At 71.2% G+C, this 21,054-nt stretch carries 24 protein-coding genes; 7 read left to right on the top strand and 17 right to left on the bottom strand.

The window, feature by feature from the left end; all coding sequences use genetic code 11:
- Window positions 1-64: 64 nt before the first annotated feature.
- Together SREC43747_RS0102050 and SREC43747_RS0102045 are read left to right on the top strand one after the other, a co-directional pair.
- On the top strand, window positions 65-1,687 hold the full coding sequence (locus SREC43747_RS0102050) for a trypsin-like peptidase domain-containing protein (RefSeq protein WP_037331176.1): 1,623 nt from the start codon (window positions 65-67) through the stop codon (window positions 1,685-1,687).
- 118 nt (window positions 1,688-1,805) lie between these two features.
- Complete coding sequence (locus SREC43747_RS0102045) at window positions 1,806-2,168, top strand: sec-independent translocase (protein ID WP_029719495.1); 363 nt, start codon at window positions 1,806-1,808, stop codon at window positions 2,166-2,168.
- On the opposite strand, the gene SREC43747_RS0102040 is transcribed toward SREC43747_RS0102045, so the two are convergent.
- From SREC43747_RS0102040 to SREC43747_RS20450, 3 genes are all read right to left on the bottom strand, one after another.
- Complete coding sequence (locus SREC43747_RS0102040; RefSeq protein ID WP_029719494.1) at window positions 2,147-3,370, bottom strand: MFS transporter; 1,224 nt, start codon at window positions 3,368-3,370, stop codon at window positions 2,147-2,149. The genes SREC43747_RS0102045 and SREC43747_RS0102040 overlap by 22 nt on opposite strands.
- A gap of 98 nt (window positions 3,371-3,468) precedes the next feature.
- Window positions 3,469-4,962 (bottom strand): leucyl aminopeptidase family protein, encoded by a 1,494-nt coding sequence (locus SREC43747_RS0102035; protein ID WP_152528288.1) that lies wholly within the window; start codon window positions 4,960-4,962, stop codon window positions 3,469-3,471.
- A 270-nt stretch (window positions 4,963-5,232) separates the two neighbouring features.
- Window positions 5,233-5,400, bottom strand: a complete 168-nt coding sequence (locus tag SREC43747_RS20450; RefSeq protein WP_081722382.1) for a DUF3117 domain-containing protein — start codon at window positions 5,398-5,400, stop codon at window positions 5,233-5,235.
- Between the two features lie 377 nt (window positions 5,401-5,777).
- On the opposite strand from SREC43747_RS20450, the gene SREC43747_RS0102025 reads away from it, so the two are divergent.
- On the top strand, window positions 5,778-6,566 hold the full coding sequence (locus SREC43747_RS0102025) for an enoyl-CoA hydratase (protein WP_029719492.1): 789 nt from the start codon (window positions 5,778-5,780) through the stop codon (window positions 6,564-6,566).
- 12 nt (window positions 6,567-6,578) lie between these two features.
- Here SREC43747_RS0102025 and SREC43747_RS0102020 read toward each other — a convergent pair whose 3' ends face one another.
- From SREC43747_RS0102020 to SREC43747_RS0102005, 4 genes are read right to left on the bottom strand one after another with little or no spacing between them, the layout of a single operon-like run.
- Complete coding sequence (locus SREC43747_RS0102020; protein WP_029719491.1) at window positions 6,579-7,160, bottom strand: DNA-3-methyladenine glycosylase I; 582 nt, start codon at window positions 7,158-7,160, stop codon at window positions 6,579-6,581.
- Complete coding sequence (locus tag SREC43747_RS0102015) at window positions 7,153-7,602, bottom strand: SRPBCC family protein (RefSeq protein ID WP_029719490.1); 450 nt, start codon at window positions 7,600-7,602, stop codon at window positions 7,153-7,155. The genes SREC43747_RS0102020 and SREC43747_RS0102015 overlap by 8 nt, the downstream gene beginning before the upstream one ends.
- A gap of 1 nt (window position 7,603) precedes the next feature.
- Complete coding sequence (locus SREC43747_RS0102010) at window positions 7,604-7,957, bottom strand: DivIVA domain-containing protein (protein ID WP_029719489.1); 354 nt, start codon at window positions 7,955-7,957, stop codon at window positions 7,604-7,606.
- 59 nt (window positions 7,958-8,016) lie between these two features.
- Entirely contained in the window at window positions 8,017-8,349 is a 333-nt protein-coding gene (locus tag SREC43747_RS0102005) for a PadR family transcriptional regulator (RefSeq protein WP_029719488.1), read from the bottom strand.
- A gap of 217 nt (window positions 8,350-8,566) precedes the next feature.
- On the opposite strand from SREC43747_RS0102005, the gene SREC43747_RS19540 reads away from it, so the two are divergent.
- The gene (locus SREC43747_RS19540) at window positions 8,567-8,953 is read left to right on the top strand and encodes a hypothetical protein (protein WP_051387585.1); all 387 of its coding nucleotides are present in this window, start codon (window positions 8,567-8,569) and stop codon (window positions 8,951-8,953) included.
- 81 nt (window positions 8,954-9,034) lie between these two features.
- Here SREC43747_RS19540 and folP read toward each other — a convergent pair whose 3' ends face one another.
- The 3 genes from folP to SREC43747_RS0101985 all read right to left on the bottom strand — a co-directional run bounded on the left by folP (window position 9,035) and on the right by SREC43747_RS0101985 (window position 11,264).
- Window positions 9,035-9,850 (bottom strand): dihydropteroate synthase, encoded by an 816-nt coding sequence (folP, locus tag SREC43747_RS0101995; RefSeq protein ID WP_051387598.1) that lies wholly within the window; start codon window positions 9,848-9,850, stop codon window positions 9,035-9,037.
- 77 nt (window positions 9,851-9,927) lie between these two features.
- Complete coding sequence (locus SREC43747_RS0101990; RefSeq protein WP_029719485.1) at window positions 9,928-10,485, bottom strand: LOG family protein; 558 nt, start codon at window positions 10,483-10,485, stop codon at window positions 9,928-9,930.
- The gene (locus SREC43747_RS0101985) at window positions 10,482-11,264 is read right to left on the bottom strand and encodes an LOG family protein (protein ID WP_029719484.1); all 783 of its coding nucleotides are present in this window, start codon (window positions 11,262-11,264) and stop codon (window positions 10,482-10,484) included. The genes SREC43747_RS0101990 and SREC43747_RS0101985 overlap by 4 nt, the downstream gene beginning before the upstream one ends.
- 215 nt (window positions 11,265-11,479) lie before the next feature.
- Here SREC43747_RS0101985 and SREC43747_RS0101980 point away from each other — a divergent pair, with 215 nt between their 5' ends.
- Entirely contained in the window at window positions 11,480-12,397 is a 918-nt protein-coding gene (locus SREC43747_RS0101980) for a slipin family protein (RefSeq protein WP_051387583.1), read from the top strand.
- On the opposite strand, the gene dapE is transcribed toward SREC43747_RS0101980, so the two are convergent.
- Window positions 12,398-13,477 carry a succinyl-diaminopimelate desuccinylase gene (gene dapE / locus SREC43747_RS0101975; RefSeq protein WP_029719482.1) on the bottom strand — a complete coding sequence of 360 codons (1,080 nt, stop codon included), beginning with the start codon at window positions 13,475-13,477 and terminating at the stop codon, window positions 12,398-12,400. It lies immediately after the preceding gene.
- Between the two features lie 118 nt (window positions 13,478-13,595).
- Between dapE and dapD the strand changes: the two genes are divergently transcribed.
- Entirely contained in the window at window positions 13,596-14,585 is a 990-nt protein-coding gene (dapD, locus tag SREC43747_RS0101970) for a 2,3,4,5-tetrahydropyridine-2,6-dicarboxylate N-succinyltransferase (RefSeq protein ID WP_029719481.1), read from the top strand.
- A gap of 99 nt (window positions 14,586-14,684) precedes the next feature.
- Window positions 14,685-15,590 (top strand): CHAD domain-containing protein, encoded by a 906-nt coding sequence (locus SREC43747_RS0101965; RefSeq protein WP_051387581.1) that lies wholly within the window; start codon window positions 14,685-14,687, stop codon window positions 15,588-15,590.
- Window positions 15,591-15,656: 66 nt separating this feature from the next.
- Here SREC43747_RS0101965 and dapC read toward each other — a convergent pair whose 3' ends face one another.
- The 6 genes from dapC to SREC43747_RS0101935 all read right to left on the bottom strand — a co-directional run bounded on the left by dapC (window position 15,657) and on the right by SREC43747_RS0101935 (window position 20,887).
- Window positions 15,657-16,784 carry a succinyldiaminopimelate transaminase gene (dapC, locus tag SREC43747_RS0101960; protein ID WP_051387580.1) on the bottom strand — a complete coding sequence of 376 codons (1,128 nt, stop codon included), beginning with the start codon at window positions 16,782-16,784 and terminating at the stop codon, window positions 15,657-15,659.
- Entirely contained in the window at window positions 16,781-17,101 is a 321-nt protein-coding gene (gene fdxA / locus SREC43747_RS0101955) for a ferredoxin (RefSeq protein WP_029719478.1), read from the bottom strand. The genes dapC and fdxA overlap by 4 nt, the downstream gene beginning before the upstream one ends.
- A 291-nt stretch (window positions 17,102-17,392) precedes the next feature.
- Window positions 17,393-17,617, bottom strand: a complete 225-nt coding sequence (locus SREC43747_RS0101950; protein ID WP_029719477.1) for a hypothetical protein — start codon at window positions 17,615-17,617, stop codon at window positions 17,393-17,395.
- Between the two features lie 153 nt (window positions 17,618-17,770).
- The gene (locus SREC43747_RS0101945; RefSeq protein ID WP_408005225.1) at window positions 17,771-18,130 is read right to left on the bottom strand and encodes a hypothetical protein; all 360 of its coding nucleotides are present in this window, start codon (window positions 18,128-18,130) and stop codon (window positions 17,771-17,773) included.
- Entirely contained in the window at window positions 18,127-19,035 is a 909-nt protein-coding gene (gene mshB / locus SREC43747_RS0101940) for an N-acetyl-1-D-myo-inositol-2-amino-2-deoxy-alpha-D-glucopyranoside deacetylase (protein ID WP_029719475.1), read from the bottom strand. Before mshB ends, SREC43747_RS0101945 begins: the two co-directional genes overlap by 4 nt.
- A 103-nt stretch (window positions 19,036-19,138) precedes the next feature.
- Window positions 19,139-20,887, bottom strand: a complete 1,749-nt coding sequence (locus SREC43747_RS0101935; RefSeq protein ID WP_029719474.1) for an ABC transporter family substrate-binding protein — start codon at window positions 20,885-20,887, stop codon at window positions 19,139-19,141.
- Window positions 20,888-21,054: the final 167 nt, after the last annotated feature.

Here is a 21,054-nt window from a genome sequence, read left to right as displayed (position 1 = left end):
ACGCGAGCGCACCGGTCGTGTGATCCACTCAAGGTGACGAGTTCGACCGCTTGCCCGGGGAGCGATGAGCCAGGAACCAGAAGAGCCCGCACTGGGCCGCGAACCGAACGGACGCCGAGGACCGGCCGCGTCCGGTGATGACGTCGTGCATCCGTGGCAGCGTCAAGCGTCCGGCAAGGGCGTGCCGGCCGCTTCCCACGCCACCGACCAGGAGCCGCCCCGGCTGGCTCCGAAGCCGATCCAGCGGCCCGCGGTGGACCCGGCGCAAGAAGCGGTGTTCAGCCGCCCGAGCGGTGTGAGCGGCAGTTTCGCCCGCCCCGCCAACCACGTCCAACTCCCCCGCAACGCCGAGAGCGCCCCACCACCTCCCGAAGCGCTCGCGCAAGCCTTCAGCCGACCTCCCGGCAGCACCGAAACGCTGCAGCGAGCGCCCGGTGAACGCCCTCCCGAGAACAGCCCCGCCGCTGAGCCGGTCCTGCTGGACGGCGACGAAACCGACCCGTGGCGGGATCCGGCGGCACCAGCTGTGCTCGGCCCGCCGTTCTACTCCGAAGACCGGACCGAGGACGCCGAGCCCGCCGAGCGGGGTCCGTTGCTGAGCGCCCGGGAAGTGTTGTTCGGCCGGCGGGTTCACCCGCGGGCGCTGGCTGCCCTGGGCGCGGTCGCGCTGCTGATCGGCGCGGCGGGAGGGTTCCTCGGCCGGATCACCGCCGAGGAGGGCAACCCGCTGGTCAACCCCAATGTGACGTTGGCCGAGGTGGAGCCGAACCCGAACCGTCCGCAGACCAACGCGGCGGCGGTCGCGCAGCGCGTGGTGCCCGCCGTGGTGTCGGTGGAGGTCCGCATCGGCGCGCAGGGCGGCACCGGGTCGGGGGTGGTCATCGACGGCAACGGCTACGTGGTCACCAACAACCACGTGGTCTCCATGGCCGCCGACACCCCGAACGCGGAAGTCTTCACCGTCTTCCACGACGGAACCAGGGCACCTGCCCGCATCGTCGGGCGCGACCCGAAGACCGACCTGGCGGTGCTGAAGGTCGAGGTCGCCAACCCCACCGTGGCGCAGCTTGGGGACTCCGACAGCTTGTCGGTGGGCGACGAAGTGATCGCCATCGGTTCCCCGCTCGGCCTGGCCAGCACGGTCACCACCGGGATCGTCAGTTCCGTGCACCGGCCGGTGCGGCTGGCCGGGCAGGGCACCGACACCAACGCGGTCATCGACGCGATCCAGACCGACGCGGCGATCAACCCCGGCAACTCCGGTGGTGCCCTCGTGGACTCCACCGGCGCGGTGATCGGCATCAACAGCGCCATCCGCACCCTCGGAGCCGAGGGCGAGGGCGGTTCGATCGGCCTGGGGTTCGCGATCCCGATCGACGACGTGCGCCGGATAGCGGAAGAGCTCATCCGCACCGGTCAGGTGCGGCACGCGGACCTGGGGGTCAACGCCAAGTCGGTGACCGACGGGCTCTCCGACGGCGCCCAGGTGCAGAACGTGCGGGACGGCAGCGCGGCGGCGAAGGCCGGGATCGCGGAAGGCGACGTGATCATCAAGGTCGGCGACCGCCAGGTGCGCAGCGCCGACGAGCTGATCGTCGCCGTGGACCGGCACCGGGTGGGCGAGCGCGTCCCGGTCACGCTGGTGCGGCAAGGACGCGAACTGGTGCTGGACGTCACGCTCCAGTAGCCGCGGGAGCGGGCGGGACGGCGTGAGCTGTTCCCGCTCTGGTCCCGCTCACCCGGCCGGTACCCTGGTGGAGGCAGTCGGCCGCTGCCTCATTGCCGGCGAGGACTCGGAGGTCGAGGTGTTCGAAAACATCGGCTGGGCGGAGATACTCGTCCTCGCGGTCGTCGGCTTGTTCGTCCTCGGTCCGGAACGCCTGCCGGAGGGGGCCGCCTGGTTGGGCCGCACGATCCGGCAGATCAAGGAGTACGTGACCGGGGCTCGGGAACAGATCCGCTCCGAACTCGGCCCGGATTTCGAGGACCTGCGCAAGCCGCTGGAAGACCTGCAGGAGATCCGCAACTTCAACCCCCGCACCGCGGTCCGCAAGCACCTGTTGGAGGACGACTCCAGCAGTTCAGCCGCGCCCCAGCGGAGCAAGCCGCCGGAGCAGCGGCCGCTTGCCCCCGGCGAACGGCCTCCCTACGACCCGGACGCGACCTGAGCCTCCTCCGCCTCCGGTGACCGCTCGGCCGCGGCGTGCCGGGCCAGCCACACCCCGAACGCCGCCATCGCGAGCCAGCAGCACAGCAGCGCCGTCATGCCCGGCCAACCCCACGCGCCGAACGCCGCGCTGCCCACCAGCCCGCCGGCGCTGCTGCCGCCGTAGTAGGCGAACTGGTAGAGCGCGGTCGCCTGACCGCGGGAGGAGGCCGTGGCCCGCGCCCCGACCCAGCCGCTGGCCACCGAGTGGGCGGCGAAGAACCCGCCGGTGAACACCACCAGGCCGACGAGGATCGACACCAGGTCGTCCGGCAGCATCGCGCACAGCCCGACCGCGCTGATCGCGATTCCGGTGAGCAGCACCCGGGTGCGGCCCCAGCGGTCGGCGGCCCTCCCACCGATGGCCGAGGTGACGGTCCCGGCCGCGTAGGCGAGGAAGGCCAGCGCCGCCAACGCCGGCGGCACCAGCAGCGGCGGGGCGCTCAACCGGAAGCTCAGCACGTTGTACACGGTCACGAACGAGCCCATGCCCAGCGCCGCCACCAGGTAGGGGGCGTAGAGCACCGGGTCGCTGAGCGCGGTGCGCAGCCCGCCCAGCAGTGGCCGCCAGCTGAGCTCCTGGCGCTGGTGGTTGCGCTCCGCGGGCAGGAGGATCACGAACAGGGCCGTGCAGACCGCGCCGAGCAGGGACACCGCCTGCACTCCCCCGGTCCAGCCGAAGAAGTCCCCGGCGATGCCGCCCAGCAGCCGGCCGGTCATCCCGCCGATGGTGGTGCCGGCCACGTAGAGCCCCATGGTGGTCCCCATGTGCTCGCCCCCGGTCTCCTCGACCAGGTAAGCGCCTGCGACCGCGGCCACCCCGGCCACCGCCGCTCCTTGCAGGAGGCGAAGCCCCACCATCAGCGGGAAGTAGCCGACCCACGGCAGGACGAGGCCGAGGACTTCGGCGGCCAGCAGGGAAGTGACCATGACTCGGCGGCGGCCGACGGCTTGGGAGAGGGTGCCGAGCGGGATCGCGGACACGGCGAGCCCCAAGGTGGCGGCCGAGACCAGCAGCGCGGCGGTCGCGGGGCTGAGGGCGAAGCTGTCAGCAAGCTGCGGCAGCACCGGCTGCGGCGCGTACAGCAGCGCGAACAGGGCGAGCGCCCCTAGCAGCAGAGCGAGCCGGATCCTGCGGACGCGAGCTTTGCTGACCGGGTACACCAGCCAACCGTAAGCAAAGCTAAATACATCGCCAACGCGGTTGTGGCCCAGCAGGCATGTGACGCAGCACGCCGCCGGGTGCGGCGGGCCGCGAGTCCTCAGTCGACCAAACCGGCCGCCAGGGCCACCAGGCTGCGGGCGGCGAAGCCCGTGCCACCGGCGACGACTTCGGCGTAGTTCTTCTCCGCCCGGGCCGGACCGGCGATGTCCAGGTGCGCCCACGGCAGGCCACCGGTGAACTCCCGCAGGAACAGGGCGGCGGTCACGCCACCGGGGCCGGGCGGCGCCTGCTTGAGGTCGGCGAGTTCGCCCTTGACGTCCTCGACGTGGTCCTCCAGCAGCGGCATCCGCCACCACGCCTCGCCGACCTGCTCGCCCGCCCGGCACAGCCGGTCGGCCAGGTCGGACTCGGAGGCGAACACCCCGCCGGTGCGCAGTCCGAGGGCCACCTTCATCGCCCCGGTCAACGTGGCCACGTCGACGAGCACGTCGGGGTTGAACTCCTCCGCCGCGTAGGCCAGGGCGTCGGCCAGCACCATCCGCCCCTCGGCGTCGGTGTTGGCCACCTCGGTGGTCTTGCCGCCGTAGTGGCGGACCACGTCACCGGGACGGTACGCGCTGCCGGAGACGTGGTTCTCCGCGCACGGCACCAGACCGGTCACCCGGATCGGGAGTTCCAGCCGGGCGATCGACAGCAGAGCACCGATCACCGCGGCCCCACCGGACATGTCGGTGCGCATCAGGTGCATGCCGTCGGCCGGCTTCAGCGATATGCCGCCGGTGTCGAAGGTGATGCCCTTCCCGACCAGCACCAGGTGCGGGCCCTCGGCGTTCTCCGGCTGGTAGCTGAGCTCCAGCAGGGCAGGGGGCCGGGAAGACCCGCCACCGACCGCGAGGATCCCGCCGAACCCGTGCTCGGCCAACCACTTCTCGTTGCGCACCGTGGCCTTGAGCCCCGGAACGGAACCGGCCAGTTCCGCGGCGGTACCGGCCAACCAGGCCGGGTCCTTGACGTTCGACGGGGCGTTGGCCAGGTCGCGGGCGAGCGCGGTGGCGGCCGCCCACTCCCGGGAGAGGCGGACCTGCTCCCGCAACTCGTCCTCCGCCCCCTCCGAGGCGGGAACCAGCAGGACCTTCCGCAATCGGGGCGGGACCGGCTTGGCGGTCACCCGGAACCGGTAACCGCCAAGCGCCAGTCCTAGCGTCAGCGAGGAAACCAAACCTGAGCTCGCCTCAGCGGGCAGCTGGACCTGCAGGTAGTCCCATTCGGGAGCTTCCCCGAGGTCACCGAACTCGGTTTCACCGTCGTCGCTGTCACCGAGGCGTTCGTGGACCGCGCGAGCCAGGGCAGCACCAGCGGTTCGCCACTGGTCCGGCCTACCGGAACCAACACCCACGACCCAACCGAACCGGCCGTTCGGCAGTGGAACACCGCGGACCGCTCCGGGCGAAGCCGATGCTTCCACCGCCTCCAGCACCGGAATGTCCACACCGAACCGCTCCGCGGCAGCCGCCAGATCGGGCCCGGACTCGCCTTCGAAGACGGCGACAGCTCCGGGCACTCCGTCACGCCACTTCCCGACAACGTCCATTTCGGGCAGTGACGTTGGAATCACCGGCAGTGCCGGGTCCGTCCCGTGGGCTGAGCGGGCGGAACGGAACACAGAACCACTGGACACGAAACGACCTTCCTGCTGGGCTAGCGGGTCCCTGTCAGATCATGTACGCCGACAACGACCCCGACGTCGAAACGCCGGGGCCAGCCGCGCGGCAGCGGACATCCGTCCTCCAGTGCCGCTGGCCATGTCGAGTTGTCGCACTGGCACCGGTACGCCAGATACCCCGGTCACCGGTCAGCGGCCTCAGTCGGTGGCCGACTGCAGGGCGTCGCCCAGGTTCTTAGCCTCCTCGACCGACATTTCCACGACGAGCCGCCCGCCGCCCTCGAGCGGGACACGCATCACAACGCCGCGTCCCTCCTTAGTCACCTCGAGGGGACCGTCACCGGTCCGGGGCTTCATGGCCGCCATAGCGTGCTCCCTCCGTGAACTCTTGCCCCACTGGTCGCCACAACCAGCTCGGGTCTACCCCCTATTGTCCCTCATCCCGTGGCCCTGACGAAACCGAACCGATCAACTCGTGTCGCTGTGCGCTGGTCGAATGCTGCCGAGTGCTGGCAGACTCCCCGACATGCGGACTGTTTCGGCGCAGCGCAGCACCCGGACCGGAACGGGCCGGGCGGAGGTCCCCTCACCCGGCGCGCTGACTGCGGCCGCACCCAGGGACAACGCCGCTACCAGCAACAACGTGTCTACTCGGGACCGCATGGCCACTGCGCCAGGGCGTCCACTGTGAGCGATCATCCGATCGCGCTACAGGCACCTGACTCCGAAGCGAGGAGCGACCAGTGACCGACGTATTACTCAGCGAAGACAACAACGGTGTGCGGCTGCTCACGCTGAACCGCCCGGACTCGTTCAACGCCCTCACCGTGGAGTTGAAGGAGCGGTTGCTCGAGGCCCTGCGCCAGGCCGCCGCGGACGATTCGGTCCGGGCAGTGGTGATCACCGGAGCGGGCAAGGCCTTCTGCGCCGGCCAAGACCTCAAAGAGCACGTGGCCATGCTGGAGGCGAACGACCCCACGCCGCTGAAGACGGTCGAGGAGCACTACAACCCGCTGATCAAGACCGTGACGAGCATGCCCAAGCCGGTGATCGCCGCGGTCAACGGCACGGCCGCCGGCGCCGGGGCGTCCCTGGCGTTCGCCTGCGATCTCCGGATCGCCTCGGACAACGCCAAGTTCCTGATGGCCTTCGCCAACGTGGCGCTGTCGGCCGACTCGGGTGCGTCGTGGACCCTGCCCCGGTTGATCGGGTACGGCCGGGCGATGGAGATGATGCTGCTCGCCGAGCCGGTGGACGCCCAGGAGGCGTTGCGCATCGGCATGGTCAACCGCGTGGTGCCCGCCGGGCAGGCGGTCGAGGCCGCCAGCGAACTGGCCTCCCGGATGGCCGTGGGACCGACCAGCGCCTACGCCCGGATCAAGGAGACCATGCTGGCCGCGGCCGCCGAAGGGCTCGCCGAAGCGCTCGCGGTCGAGGCGGGGGCCCAGGCCGAAGCCGGGCAGACCACCGACCACCGGGAAGCCGTGCAGGCCTTCGTCGAGAAGCGCACCCCGCGCTTCACCGGCCACTGAGCCACGACGTCGTCACCCGGTGGCCCGCCAGCAGTCGGCCAGGTGGTCGTCGACCATGCCGGTCGCCTGCATCAGCGCGTAGCACGTGGTCGGCCCGACGAACACGAAGCCGCGGCGCTTCAGCTCCTCGGCCATCGCAGTCGATTCCCGGGTGCTCGCCGGGATTTCGGCCGAGGTGCGGGGGCGCCGCGGACGGCTGTCCGGAGTGAACGACCACAGCAGGGCGTCGAGCGGCCGGTCGAGCTCCAGCACGGCGCGCGCGTTGCGGATCGCCGCGTCGATCTTGGCCCGGTTGCGCACGATCCCCCGGTCGGCGAGCAGTCGCTGCCGGTCGGCCTCGCCGAACGAGGCCACCCGCTCGGGATCGAAATCGCAGAAGGCGCGGCGGAAGGCCGGCCGCTTCCGCAAGATCGTCAACCAGGACAGTCCCGACTGGAAGGACTCCAGGACGATCCGCTCGTAGAGCTCCCGGTCGCCGTGCAGCGGCACGCCCCACTCGGCGTCGTGGTACTCGCGGTAGTCCGGTGGACCAGCGCCCCACGGGCAGCGACCCCGGCCGTCCGGGCCGATCACGGCTCCCCCGGGATCAGCCACGCCCTTCTTCCCTCCTGCACAGTTCGGCGAACGCGCGCAGCGATCGGCGCAACCCCCAGCTCAACGCCGGGCGGACAGCCGGCCACACCGCGGTCCCGCCGCGCGGCAGCCGGAACCGCTCCCACCAGACGAAGAGCGCGGCCGCGTTGCCGACCCGGACGATGTCGAAACCGCCCTCGCCGGACACCAGCTGCCCGGTGTGCCGGACGCGGACGGAGCGGGGCGGCTGGAACTCGGTGATCTCCATGGTGTCGACGAACCCGACCCCGCCCAGCCCGGTGAACGCGAGCAGCTGGGTCCCGAGCCCCCCACCGCCGCTGAGCACCCGCACCTCGGTGCCGAGCATCCACTCCCGCTGCCGGGGCCAGTCCGTGGCCACGGCCCACACCGTCTCCGGAGCAGCCGCGACCGGCACGCTCTCCCGCAACTCGACCGATGGCACGCTATTCCTCCGGGTGGTGCTCCGGGCCCTCGTCCCGGGCTTGGTCCAACGCCTGTCCCGCAGCCTCCAGCTGCCGCTCCAGGACCGCAATCCGGCCGCGCAGCTCGTCCAGCTCACCGGCGATCCGGTCGAGCGCCCAGTCCACCTCGGAGGCCTTGTAGCCGCGGAACACCTGCTGGAACTTCAGCGCCCGAACATCGGCCCCTTCGATCTCCGCCGCCGGCAGCCGGGTGGGGGTCTTCTCCGGCGGCAGCGGTTCCAGCTGTTCCCCGCGTCCGAAAACCACGGTGGCCAGCAGGAACACCACCGCGGCGACGGCGAGCACAACGAACAGGTAGATGAGCGCACTTGCCACGGTGGTCAATCGTGGCACGAACGGCGAACCGCCCATCGGCTGGCCGAGGCATCCACCCCTCAGGCCTGCGCCGGAGCCGCCTTCAACACCCCTTCGATGGCCGAGGTGAACTCCCGCCACGCGCGCCGCTGCACCTGCAACTCGCGCACCCCCGCCTGGGTCAGGCGGTAAGTGCGCCGCTGCCGCCCGCCAACGGTGTTCCACGAGCTCTGCACGAAACCAGCCCGCTCCAGCCTGCGCAGGGCCGGGTAGACCGTCCCGGTGGGCAGGTCGAGAGCTCCTCCGCTGCGCTTCTGCAGCGCTTCGATGATCGCGTAGCCGTGCAGGTCCCTGCCGTCGAGCGTGGCGAGCAGCAGAGCATCCAGGTGACCGCGTAGCGCATCAGCCTTCACACACGTGACTTTACGATCACTTGCGAGCACTGTCACCGCCTGCTGGCAACAGGACCAAAGTCCTTTTGTGCGCGGCGCGACCATGATGTTGGTCACTCGATCTCGATCAGTGCGCCGTTCGGGTGTATGCACTCCCGAATCGGATGATCACTTCGGCTCCGGAAGTCACACTGCCGACTCGACTACCGCGAAACTACGCCATCAGGAGCCGTTCGCAGTGCAAAACTTCTTCTTCAGCACCACAGCCCCGGAAGAAGCAGATTCGCCCGCAGACGACACCCTCTCCCCGGGAACGTCCCGCCTGGACGCGGCCACCACCTTCGCTCCCCGCCCCGACGCGCTCGAGCAGACCCGCACCCACGTCGACGAGCTGCTGGAAGCCGTCACCAACCACGACAACCCCGGCTGGGAGCACGACGAAGCGCGGTGGCGGCTGGAAGAACTGGCCGAGGAGCTCACCCGCGACCAGCCGAGCGCGCCCCGGGTGAAGGCCCGCTGGCTGCGCCTCGTCCCGGTGCTGCAAGAAGTCCTGCCGGACCTCCCGATCACCGAGATGACCCAGCTGATCAACCACGCGGTCGGCGGCCGGCAGCCAGCCAACTGACGCCGGGGCCCTCCACCCCGACATCGGGACCGGGGCGGTGGCGCGGCAGCCACGACCACCGCTCCGCGGCCGGGAGCGCGCTCACGCCAGCGCCCGCAGCACGTATTCGGGCGGGCGGGTGCCGGCGATGCTGGCCACCATGTCCACCACCCGGCGGGTCTGCAGCACGTGGTGCGCCCGGAACACCCGGACCCCCGCCCACGCGGCCACCGCGGTCGCCGCCAGCGTCCCCTCCAGCCGCTCGTCCACGGCCGCGCCCAGGGTCTCCCCGATGAAGTCCTTGTTGGACAGAGCCAGCAGCACCGGCCAACCGGTGTCCACCAGCCGGTCGACGTGCCGCAGCAGGGCCAGCCCGTGCCACGTGTTCTTCCCGAAGTCGTGGGTGGGGTCGATCAGCACGCCCTCCCGGGGGACGCCCAACCGCACCATCCGCTCGGCGCGCTCCACCAACTCCGCCACGACCTCACCGACCACGTCGGTGTAGCGCACCCGGAACGGGTCGGTGCGCGGCCCCAAGCCGCCGGTGTGCGAGCACACCACCCCGACCCCGTGCTCCGCCGCCACTTCGGCCAACCGCGGGTCCGCACCCGCCCAGGTGTCGTTGAGCAGGTCCGCCCCCGCCTCGCACACCTGCCGGGCCACCTCGTGCCGCCAGGTGTCCACACTGATCACCAGGTCCGGGTGCCGCTCCCGGATCGCCGCGACGAACGGCACCACCCGCCGGATCTCCTCGTCGGCATCGACCCGCTCCCCCTGGGCGCCGGCCCGCACCCCGCCGATGTCGACGATGTCAGCCCCTTCCGCGACGGCCTGGTCGACGGCCGCCACCGCGGCGTCGTCGGAGAACGTCCGCCCCCGGTCGAAGAACGAGTCCCGGGTGCGGTTGACGATGGCCATCACCAGCGGCCGGTCCGCCGCCAACTGCTTGTCGCGCAACCGCAGCGGCGCCCAGCCGCCGCGGGACACCGGGCCGCTCACGGCGCACAGGCGTCGAGCGCCGCGTCGACGTCGGTGACGAGCTGCAGCACGTCCAGCGAGTGCTGGCTGGCGAAACCGCTCTCCACCAGGCCCTCCAGCCAGGTGAACATCCCCTTGTAGTGGCCGTCGGGGTCCAGCACCACCACCGGTTTGTCGTGCATGCCGATGTAGCGGGAAGTCCAGACCTCGTAGAGCTCCTCGCACGTGCCGATGCCCCCGGGCAGCGCCAGGAACGCGGTGGCGTGCGCGTCCATCAGCCCCTTGCGCTCCCGCATGGTCTCCACGACCAGCAGCTCGTCCGCCTCGGTGTCAGCGACCTCCCGCTCCACCAGAGCGCGCGGGATGACACCGATCGTGCGCGCCCCGCCGGCCCGGGCCGCGCGGGCGACCTCGCCCATCATGGAAACCCGACCGCCGCCGGAAACCAAGGTCCAGCCGCGCTGGGCTATCGCCTTGCCGACCTCGGCGGCCAAGTCGAGGTACTGCTGCGGCACCGGCCGCGACGCGCAGTAGACGCATACCGAGACGTCCGCAGCGGATTCATCGGTGCTCAATGAGTGGCCTCCCAAGCCCGGTAAGCTTCCTGCACAACACTTACCGCATCGTCGATGTCATCGGTCAGGTGGAGCAGGTCGAGATCCGCCCGACTGACCTTTCCCGAGCCGAACATCGTATCCCTGACCCAGTTGTAGAGACCTTCCCAGTAATACCGGCCGAACAGCACCACCGGGAACTTGGTGAGCTTCTTGGTCTGCACCAGGGTCAGCGACTCGAACAGCTCGTCCATCGTGCCGAACCCGCCCGGCAACGCGATGAAGGCCTGCGAGTACTTGCTGAACATCGTCTTGCGGACGAAGAAGTACCGGAAGTTCACCCCCAGGTTGACCCACGGGTTGAGCCCCTGCTCGAACGGCAACTCGATCCCCAACCCGATCGACAACCCGCCGGCCTCGGCCGCGCCCCGGTTGACCGCCTCCATGGTGCCCGGGCCACCACCGGTGATGACCGCCCACCCGTTCTCCGCCAGCGCGCTGCCGAGCCGAACCCCGAGCTCGTACTCCGGGTGGTCCCGCGGGATGCGAGCGGAACCGAACACCGTCACCGCCCGCGGCACCTCCGCCAGCGCCCCGAACCCCTCCACGAACTCGGCCTGGATCCGCAGCACCCGCCACGGGTCCGTGTGCACCCAGTCCGCCGGGCCGCGGCTGTCCAGCAGCCGCTGGTCGGTGGTGGTCTCGGGATACCGAGAACCGCGCAGCACCATCGGGCCGCGCCGCTTCTCCTGCGGAGCCCCGTTCCCGTTCGGGCTCAGCTGGGAATCATCAACTGCCATGCACCGAGCCTACGCATCCGGCGGCCCTCCGCCGTCGTACACCCAGCCGGGTTACCAGGGGAAATACCTGGTCAGCGAGGATTCACCGAGCCGGGGAACGGCGTACGATACGAGGTGAAGATCGACGGCTCGCCGCTGGCAGTGCCGGCGCGGACCGCGAGCCCCACCGGCGCGAGGCGGGTCGCCGGGCAACGTCCTCCGCCCGGGAGCGAGCCATGCTGACCGCGCTGTTAATCCTCACCGCACTGATCGTCCTCGTCCTCGCCAGCAGCATCAAAGTCATCAAGCAGTACGAGCGGGGCGTGGTGTTCCGCTTCGGCCGGCTGCAACAAGCGGTGCGCGGCCCCGGCCTGACCATGATCATCCCCGTGGTGGACCACCTGCGGAAGGTCAACCTGCAGATCGTCACCATGCCGGTGCCCGCGCAGGAAGGCATCACCCGGGACAACGTGACCGTCCGGGTGGACGCGGTGGTCTACTTCAAGGTCGAAGACGCGGCGCGCGCCATCGTCAACGTCGAGGACTACCTGTTCGCCGTCGGCCAGGTCGCCCAGACCTCCCTGCGCTCCATCATCGGCAAGAGCGACCTCGACGACCTGCTGTCCAACCGGGAACGGCTCAACCAGGGGCTGGAGCTGATGATCGACAGCCCGGCCCTGGGCTGGGGCGTGCACATCGACCGCGTGGAGATCAAGGACGTCTCGCTGCCGGACGCGATGAAGCGGTCGATCGCCCGGCAGGCCGAAGCCGAACGCGAACGGCGCTCCCGCATCATCTCCGCCGACGGCGAGTACCAGGCCTCCCGCAAGCTCGCCCAAGCCGCCGAGGTCATGTCGGACACCCCGGCCGCGCTGCAGCTGCGGCTGCTGGAAACCGTGGTGGAAGTGGCCGCCGAGCGGAATTCCACCCTGGTGCTGCCCTTCCCGGTCGAGCTGCTGCGCTTCGTGGAGTCGACGTCCCAGGGCGCCGCGCAGAAAGCGGAAGAACGACCGGAACCCGAGCCCGCGGAGGCCCCGGAGGAACCGGCGACCGAGCCGGCGGAGGCACCTGCCCGGTTCGGACCGCCCGAGCAGCGGGCGCCGGAACCGGAAGAACTGCAGGCCCCCAGCACCAGCCCGCTCGGCCTCGCCTGATCACCCGGCCAAGAACCGCTTCAGCACCTCGCTGCAGCGGCGGATGTCCGCAGCGCTGACGTGCTCCTGCTTGGTGTGCGCCACGGTCGGTGAGCCGGGGCCGAAGTTGACCGCGGGCAGTCCGCGAGCGGCGAACCGGGCCACATCGGTCCACCCCAGCTTGGCCACCGGCTCGCCTTCGCTGGCCGCCACCAGTTCCCGCGCCGCCGGCTCGGTCAGCCCGGGCCGGGCGGCCGGGGCCGCGTCGACCACGGTGATGTCGAACCCGGAGAAGACCTCCCGCAGGTGGGCCTCCGCCTCGGCCAGGGTGCGGTCCGGGGCGAAGCGGTGGTTGACGGTGACCACGCACCGGTCGGGCACCACGTTGCCGGCCACCCCGCCGTCGATCCGCACCGCCTGCAGCCCCTCGTGGTACTGCAGGCCGTCGATGACCGGTTGCCGCGGCACGTAGTCCACCAGCCGCTGCAGCACCGGCTGGGCGGCGTGGATGGCGTTCTCCCCCATCCACGCCCGCGCGGTGTGCGCGCGAGTCCCGGTGAGCTCGATCTCGATGCGCATGGTGCCCTGGCAGCCGGCCTCGATCACGGCGTTCGACGGCTCGCAGACCACCGCCAGATCACCGTCCAGCCACTCCGGCAGCTCCCGCTCGATCCGGCCCAGTCCGTTGCGCTCGGCCTCCACTTCCTCGCAGTCGTAGAAGACGAAGGTGAGGTCGTACTTGGGGTCGGCCAGGGTGGCGGCGGCGTGCAGCATCACCGCGACCCCGCTCTTCATGTCGGCCGTTCCGCAGCCGTGCAGGACCTCCTCGTCCCCCGAGCCCGTGCGCCGCACCGGCAGGTTGTCGTTGACCGGCACGGTGTCGAGGTGGCCGGCCAGCACCACGCGGGACGCCCGCCCCAGGTCGGTGCGGGCCAGCACCGCCTGCTGGTTGCGCACCACCTCCAGGTGCGGCGCCTGCTCCCGCAGGGCCGACTCGACCGCCGTGGCGATGGCGTCCTCGCTGCCGGACACGCTCGGGATGTCGACCAGCTGGGCGGTCAGTTCGACGGGGTCCGAAGTCAGATCCAACGACGCAGTCACGCCTGGCAGGCTACCCGGTCACCGGTGCCGCCAACGGGAACCGCACCGGGGTGCGCCCGGTCCCACCACCGGCCACCCCGCGCTGAGCCGAGGACCGGAGCCGATTACGGTTTGCGGCATGAGCAGCGCACAGTCCCCCGACCCGCAGACCACTGGCGCCCACGGCGTGGGCCTGGCCACCGTGACCGACGACGGCACCGTGCTCGACACCTGGTTCCCGACCGTGAAGCTCACCGAACCGGGAGAGTCCGGGACCACCCGGCTGACCGCCGAGCAGGCCGCCGAAGCGCTCGGCGAAGCCAGCAGCGCCCTGCTGGGCCGGGACGAGGCCCGCGGTGTCGAGGTCGTCGCCGTGCGCACCGGGATCGGGCGGTTGTCGGACGAGCCGAAGGACGCCCACGACGTGTACCTGCGGCTGCACCTGCTGTCCAACCGCCTGGTCCGCCCGCACGGGCTGAACCTGGACGGCATCTTCGGCCTGCTGTCCAATGTGGTGTGGACCAACCACGGCCCCTGCCCGGTGGAGGGTTTCGAAGCGACCCGCATGCGGCTGCGCGCCCGCGGCCACGTGACCGTACACAGCATCGACAAGTTCCCGCGCATGGTGGACTACGTGGTCCCGTCCGGGGTGCGGATCGGCGACGCCGACCGGGTCCGGCTGGGCGCTCACCTGGCCAGCGGAACCACCGTGATGCACGAGGGCTTCGTCAACTTCAACGCCGGCACCCTCGGCGCCTCCATGGTGGAAGGTCGGATCTCCGCCGGCGTGGTCGTCGCGGACGGTTCCGACCTGGGCGGCGGGGCCTCGATCATGGGCACCCTCTCCGGTGGCGGCAAGGAGGTCATCTCCGTCGGGGAGCGCTGCCTGATCGGCGCCAACGCCGGCATCGGCATCTCCCTCGGCGACGACTGCGTCGTGGAAGCCGGCCTGTACGTCACCGCCGGCACCAAGGTGACGCTGCCCGACGGGACCATCACCAAGGCCCGGGAGCTGTCCGGCCAGAGCGGTCTGCTGTTCCGCCGCAACTCCACCACCGGGGCGGTCGAGGTCAGCCCCCGCACCGGCGGCAAGGTGGAGCTCAACGCGGCGCTGCACGCCAACGACTGAGCGCCCCCGCGTTCTCCCGCGCCCCCGCGGCTCGCCCGCGGGGGCGCGTCGCTCCTCCTGCGACGAGCGCGCCGCTGACCGGCGTTTTTACAATTCTTGGTGGCCTGCGACCAGAACTCCGGAGCCGCCGGTTCACCTCTGGGACCACTGCCCGCCACCACCCGCCTCCGCGCTTCGCTGGAGCACTGGCGGCACGCGCTGATCACCCACGAACCCGGCACCCGCCGGGGCGAAGACCCCGAGGAACTGCACCACATGCGGGTGGCGGTGCGCCGCATGCGCGCCCTGCTGAAAGCCGGCCGCTCGCTCCTCGACACGTCCTGGTCCGAGCCGCTGCGGGCAGAACTCGGCTGGTTGGGCCGCGCGCTGGGCGCGGTGCGGGACCTCGACGTGCTGCTCGAGCGGCTGCAGCAGAGCAGCACCGAACTGCCAGCGGCCGAGCGGGCCGCCGCTGACCAGTTGTTGACCGAGCTGCGGGCCGAACGCGACCGCGCCCGGGAACGACTGCTCACCACCTTGGACAGCGCCCGGTACCGGCGGTTGTTGCTCGCCACCGAGCAGGTCCGCACCGCCCCGCGCCCCCCGGAGCGCGGCGCGGCCGAACCGCTGCGGGAACTGGTCGACGCGCAGTTCGCCGAGCTGCGCGCAGCAGCCACCGGGTTGGGCACCGAACCCACCGACGCCGAGCTGCACCGGGTGCGGATCCGCACCAAGCAGTTGCGCTACACCGCCGAACTCGCCGACCAAGCCCCCGACGTGCAGCTGGGAGAACTGGTGCGGGCGGCCAAACAGCTGCAGACCGTGCTGGGCGACCACCAGGACGCCTGCGTGGCCCGGGACCGCGTGCGGCAGCTGCTCGCCGACGCCCCGGGAACGGACACCGCCTCCGCCGCCGAGCTGTTGGCCGGTGCGGAGGAACAGCGCCGCCGGCGATGCCGGGCGGCTTGGCCCGGCAAGTGGCGGGAGCTGCTGGCTGCCGCCCAGGAGTGCGGGATCAGCGGGTGAACCGCCGCGAAAACCGGTGGAGCGGGCCCGACCGCGAACCGGTCGGACCCGCTCCACGCGGAACGCTCAACTGACCAGGCGTTTGGCCGCGGCGGTGATCCGCTCGTCCGAAGCGGTCAGGGAAATCCGGACGTGCTGGGCGCCACCGGGCCCGTAGAACGTGCCGGGCGCCACCAGGATCCCCCGTTGGGCCAGCCAGTCCAGGGTCTGCCAGGCGTCCTCGCCGCGCGTGGCCCACAGGTACAGCCCGGCCTGGGAGTGCTCGATCCGGAAACCGGCGTCCTCCAGCGCGGGCCGCAGCACCGCCCGGCGCTGCGCGTACAGCTCGCGTTGGGCGCGGACGTGCTCGTCGTCCTCCAGCGCGGCGGTCATCGCCACCTGGACCGGGCGCGGCACGATCATGCCGGCGTGCTTGCGCAGCTCCAGCAGCCGCCGCACCAGCACCGGGTCGCCGGTGATGAAACCAGCGCGGTAGCCGGCCAAGTTCGACGACTTCGACAGCGAGTGCACCGCGAGGACCCCGGTGGGGTCATCGGTCACCGCGGGGTGCAGCACCGAAACCGGCTCGGCTTCCCAACCCAACGACAGGTAGCACTCGTCCGAAGCGACGATCGCGCCGACTTCCCGGGCCGCCTGCACGCTCTCCCGCAGCTGCTGGGCGTCCAGCACCCGCCCGGTGGGGTTCGACGGCGAGTTGAGCCACACCAGCGCGGTTCCCGCCGGCGGCGCCTGGCCGGGGGCCAGCCGGACGACTTCCGCGCCCACCAGCTTCGCCCCCACCTCGTAGGTGGGGTACGCCAGCTCGGGGATGGCCACGACCTCGCCCGGTCGCACCCCGAGCAGTGTGGGCAGCCAGGCGACCAGCTCCTTCGAGCCGATGGTCGGCAGCACCGCGTCCGGCTGCACACCGGTCACGCCGTAGCGCCGCTCCAGCGCTGCGACCGCTGCCGCCCGCAGCTCCGGAGTGCCGTGCGTGGCCGGGTAGCCGGGGGCTTCAGCGGCTGCGCTCAGCGCTTCCTGCAACGTCGCCGGCACCGGGTCGACCGGGGTGCCCACCGACAGGTCGACGACCCCGTCCGGGTGCTCCTTGGCGACAGCGGTGTGCTTCGCCAGCGAATCCCACGGGAAAGCGGGCAGCTGCGGGCCTCGGGCGTCGGACGGGTCCGCGCCCGGGCCGGTCGTCACCTGGCTCATTCGCCCTGCGGGGGAAGGCTCGTGATGGGCTCGACGTCCTTGTTGACCTTGCCCACCTTGGCCGCACCGCCCGGAGAGCCCAGGTCCTCGAAGAAGTCCGCGTTCGCCTTGATGTAGGCGGTCCACTCCTCCGGCACGTCGTCCTCGTAGTAGATGGCCTCCACCGGGCAAACCGGCTCGCAGGCACCGCAGTCAACGCACTCATCGGGGTGGATGTAGAGCATCCGCCCGCCCTCGTAGATGCAGTCGACAGGGCATTCCTCGATGCATGCCTTGTCGAGAACGTCGACGCAGGGCTCGGCGATCACGTAGGTCACGGTTGCTCTCCTGCTAGAAGCTTGTTCCAAGCGCCCAGGAATCTCCTGACGCGATTGCTGACAGTATCTCTCCACCCACCCCGAAGCCGTAACAGGTCCCAGAACGCGGGAGCCGGTCGATCCCACGCCGCCGCGGTGAACGGCGCGAACCAGTGCCAACGCCTGCGCAACCAGCGAGAACCCGCTTCGGCGACTTCCCCCAGCGGGGAGCGTTCTCCCAGGTAACCGCCGACCACCGGGAGGTTGCCCAGCACCTGGTGGGTGGACCGCCCCTGCAGACGTTTGTCCAGTTCAGCATGGATTTCCCAGAGAAGTCGTGCAATTCGCCACACCGCGGCGGTGCTCGGACTCGTCCAGCCCCTCGGCGAGCCCCACCGCGGTTTCCGCGGACAGCCGCCGGCCCAGCAGCACCTCGCCGATCAGCTGCCCCCGAACGGCCGGGGCTTCGACCCCGCGCCCCAGGGCGTTGCGCACCGGTGGCCGCGGGGTGACCGCACCGCCGAACCGGGGGCGCACCGGCGAGGACCACCAGGAACCGGCCGACCCGAGCGCAGCCCCCGGGCGCCCCGTTCATCGGTCAGCACTCCAGCACGTCCAGTCCCGCCTCCCACCTCGGCACGACGTCGGGTCCTCGTCAGCTGGCCCGGGCCCAAGGTCCCGGTGCTGCCCTCACCGCTTGGCCTGCTTGCCCAGCACGATGCCCATCATCGCGGCGCTGGGCAGCGCTCCTCCGCCGATCAGCAGCAGGGTCCGCCAGTCGGTCGGCAGCAGCACCATGTCACCGCCGGGGCCGAGCACGCCGAACACGAAGACGGTGGCGAACCACACCACCAGCGGCGCCGCCGCCACCCGCCGCCGGGGCGAGATCCGGGCGGCCTCGGCGACCAGCAGCGGCGTGGTCACCGCCGCGATCGCAGCGGTCACCGGGAACTGCACCGTGCCGATGTAGGACGGCAGGAACATCAGCTCGATGATCGCCAGCAGGAAGGCGTCCAGCACCAGCAAGCCGAGAACGATGCGATCGATCACCGGTTCCCCACCGATTCGCCGATCGGGCCGAGACCGCCGAACAGGTCGTTGGCGCAGCCGTCCGGATCCCCGCTCGCCAGCACGAAGTGCTCGGTGTCCACGACCGGCTGGGCGATCCCGTTGGACAGGGCGTACGCGGCGATGCCGTCCCCGTTGTTCCACCGGTCGAGCCACACCTTGATCTGCGTGCCGTGCGCGCGCATCGCGCTGATCTTGGCGGGCAGCTGCCCGGAGATGTCGATCTCGGTGGTGATCGAGTCGTCGTCGACGCTGGCGACCTCGTCCGGGCTCGGCAGGTCGAACGGGAGCTCTTCCACCTCGGCCAGGCGGGCCAGGCCAGCCGTCACCGCCGCCCGGGACTGCACCGCGTAGAACAGCCGCTGCACCTCCGGGACCCGCTCGACCGCGGCCACGGTGATCTCGTGGGCGCGCACGTGGTCCGGGTGCCCGTAGCCGCCGTCCTCCGCGTAGGTCACCACCACCTGCGGTTTCACTTCCCGCAGCACGTCTTCCAGCGCGCTGGTCTGCTGCTCGCGGTCACCCACCGCGAACGCCCGCGGATGCGCGTCCGGACGGGCCCCGGCCGTCCCGGGGCGTTCCCACAGCATCCCGGAATCCCGCCAGCGCCCGATGCCGCCGAGGAACCGCTGATCGGTGACCCGAAGCGCGGTGCAGGCCGCCCGCAGCTCACCGACCCGGTAGCCGCCGAGCTGGTCGGCTTCGTCCACGGCCAGGCCGCGCAAGCTCTCCGGGATGACTTCGCCTTCTTCGCCGAGCGTGCAGGTCACCACCACGACCTGAACGCCCCGCTCGGCGTACCGGGCGATCGTTCCGCCAGTCCAAAGCGTCTCGTCGTCGGGGTGTGCGTGTACCAGCAACAACCGCGGTGGAGCCGTCAGCGTCACCAGTCCAGCCTAATCCGCGAGCTCCGCGCGCTCGCGCACGGTAGCCGGATTGCTCGACGGAGCCCTCGAGAGGTGGTTCCTCCCGGTGCTCCCGGCCTCGGGATCACCACCCGTCGCGATCGGCGGGGGTGCCCAGCCAGCGCGCCGCGGTGGAGAACGGTCCGGCGAACCCGCTGCCGCGGTCGACCCCCTGCACGTCCTGCCCCACCACGTAGACCGGCGCCTGCTGGTACAGGGGCAGGGCGATGGCCTGCTCCCACAGCTGGGCCTCGACCTGCTCGGCGGCCTCGTCGAACGGGATCTTGCCGCTGACCGCGGCGTCGATGGTGGGTTGCACGAGCTCGTCGCAGAAACCAGCCGCCCGGTGCGGGAAGGGCTGCTCGGTGTCCTGCACCGCCCCCGGGCACCCGTACAAGCTGGCCATGGTGACCGCCGGATCACCGGTGGCGGGGCGAGGTGCCACCGCCAAGTCCACCGAACCGGTACTGCCGGAGTCCGGCGAGCGCGGAGAGGTCGCCAGCATCTCCCCGAACAGCTGATCGCCGGTCGGGGTGATCACGGTGGCTTGGATGCCCTGTTCCCGCAGCTGCCGCGCCGCGGCCTCGGCGATCCTGATGTAGGCCCCGTTCTCGAACGGAGCGGCGATCACCAGGTTCAGCGGATGGCCGTCCCGCATCCAGGCCCCGGCTTCGTGCCGGTAGCCGGCTTCCTCCAGCAGGCGCTGCACCGCCTCGGGGTCCGGCTCCTTCGGCACCGCCCCGGGCGGTTCGGTCGAGGTGTAGCCGGGTTCGGAGGGGGCCAGCACCTGGGCGTGGGCGGGCATGTCGCTGCCCGGCCCGCCACCGGTGCCCGCCTCGACCAGGGCGTCGCGGTCCAGGGCCGCCAGCACGGCTCGGCGGACCGCGGTCTCCGACAGCGACCGGCTGTCCGGGCGCAGCAGCAGTTGCGTGGTCACCGGCCGCGGAACGGTCATCAACTGCGCGGTGTCGCCCAGCTGGCGGAGCATGTTCATGGTGTCCTCGTCGGCGTTCAGCACCGCCACGTGCGTGTCGCCGCTGCGCAACGCGTTGACCTGGTGGGACTTGTCGACCTTCCGCAGCACCAGCAGGTCCGAGCGGGCTGGTTCGCCCCAGTAGCGGTCGTTGCGCTCCAGCATGATCTCCCCGCGGTCCAGGTCCACGTGCCGGATCGCGAACGGGCCGCCCGAGGCCGGGTACCCGCGGTCGAGCGCGTTCGCCCAGTCCCGCGGCGCGTCCCGCAGCAGGTGGGCCGGCAGCAGGTCGTTGAACAGGGTCCGCCAGGCGGGGAACGGCTCGGCGAAGGTCACCTCGACGGTCTTGCCGCCCTGCCGGGAGGCGACGTCCTCGATCAACTGGTAGCCGGCCGGGGCGACCACACCGGGTTGGGAGCGCAGCTGCTGCCACAGGTACACGAAGTCCTCGGCCGCGATCGGGGCCCCGTCGGACCAGTTGGCCTCCCGGCGGATCCGGTAGCGGACGGTGAACTTCTCCGCGTCCGGGACCACCTCCGCGGACTCCATGAGGGTGGTGTCCAGTTGCAGCGTTCCGTCCTCGGCCGGCCGGAACACCGACGGCAGCATCAGGTCGGCCAGCGCCGAGGTCGCCGGGGAGAGGTCGGCCAGGCTGTGCGGGTTGAACCCGCTGTCCAGCTCGTCAACGCCCACCACCACTTCGATGGGCATCTGCCTGTCCGGCGGCTCGCTCGGCGAAGTCTGCGGCGGCTTCTCCTCCACGACCGGCGGCGGGGGTGCGTTCGTGCACGCCGCTGCCAGGCTGGCAAGCACCGCCAGCAGGGAGATCCCGGCCAACGGGCCACGCCGCCCCTGGGACACGCCGATTCCTCCCCTCTCGAGTCACCGCGCCCCCCGCAGCGCGACACGCCAGGTACCGGACCACCCATGATTCCCGCCCCGGCGTCGCGATCAATACCGGGGTGCGCGGTGCTCATTGTTCCCGCCAGCGCCCCCGCGGGTCCGGAGTTCGCCGCAATTTCTTCCCG

Source organism: Saccharopolyspora rectivirgula DSM 43747, from assembly GCF_000497205.1.
Taxonomy (GTDB): Bacteria; Actinomycetota; Actinomycetes; order Mycobacteriales; family Pseudonocardiaceae; genus Saccharopolyspora; species Saccharopolyspora rectivirgula.
Note: the sequence above shows the minus strand (reverse complement) of the source record. Positions and strands in the feature narration are given on the sequence as shown.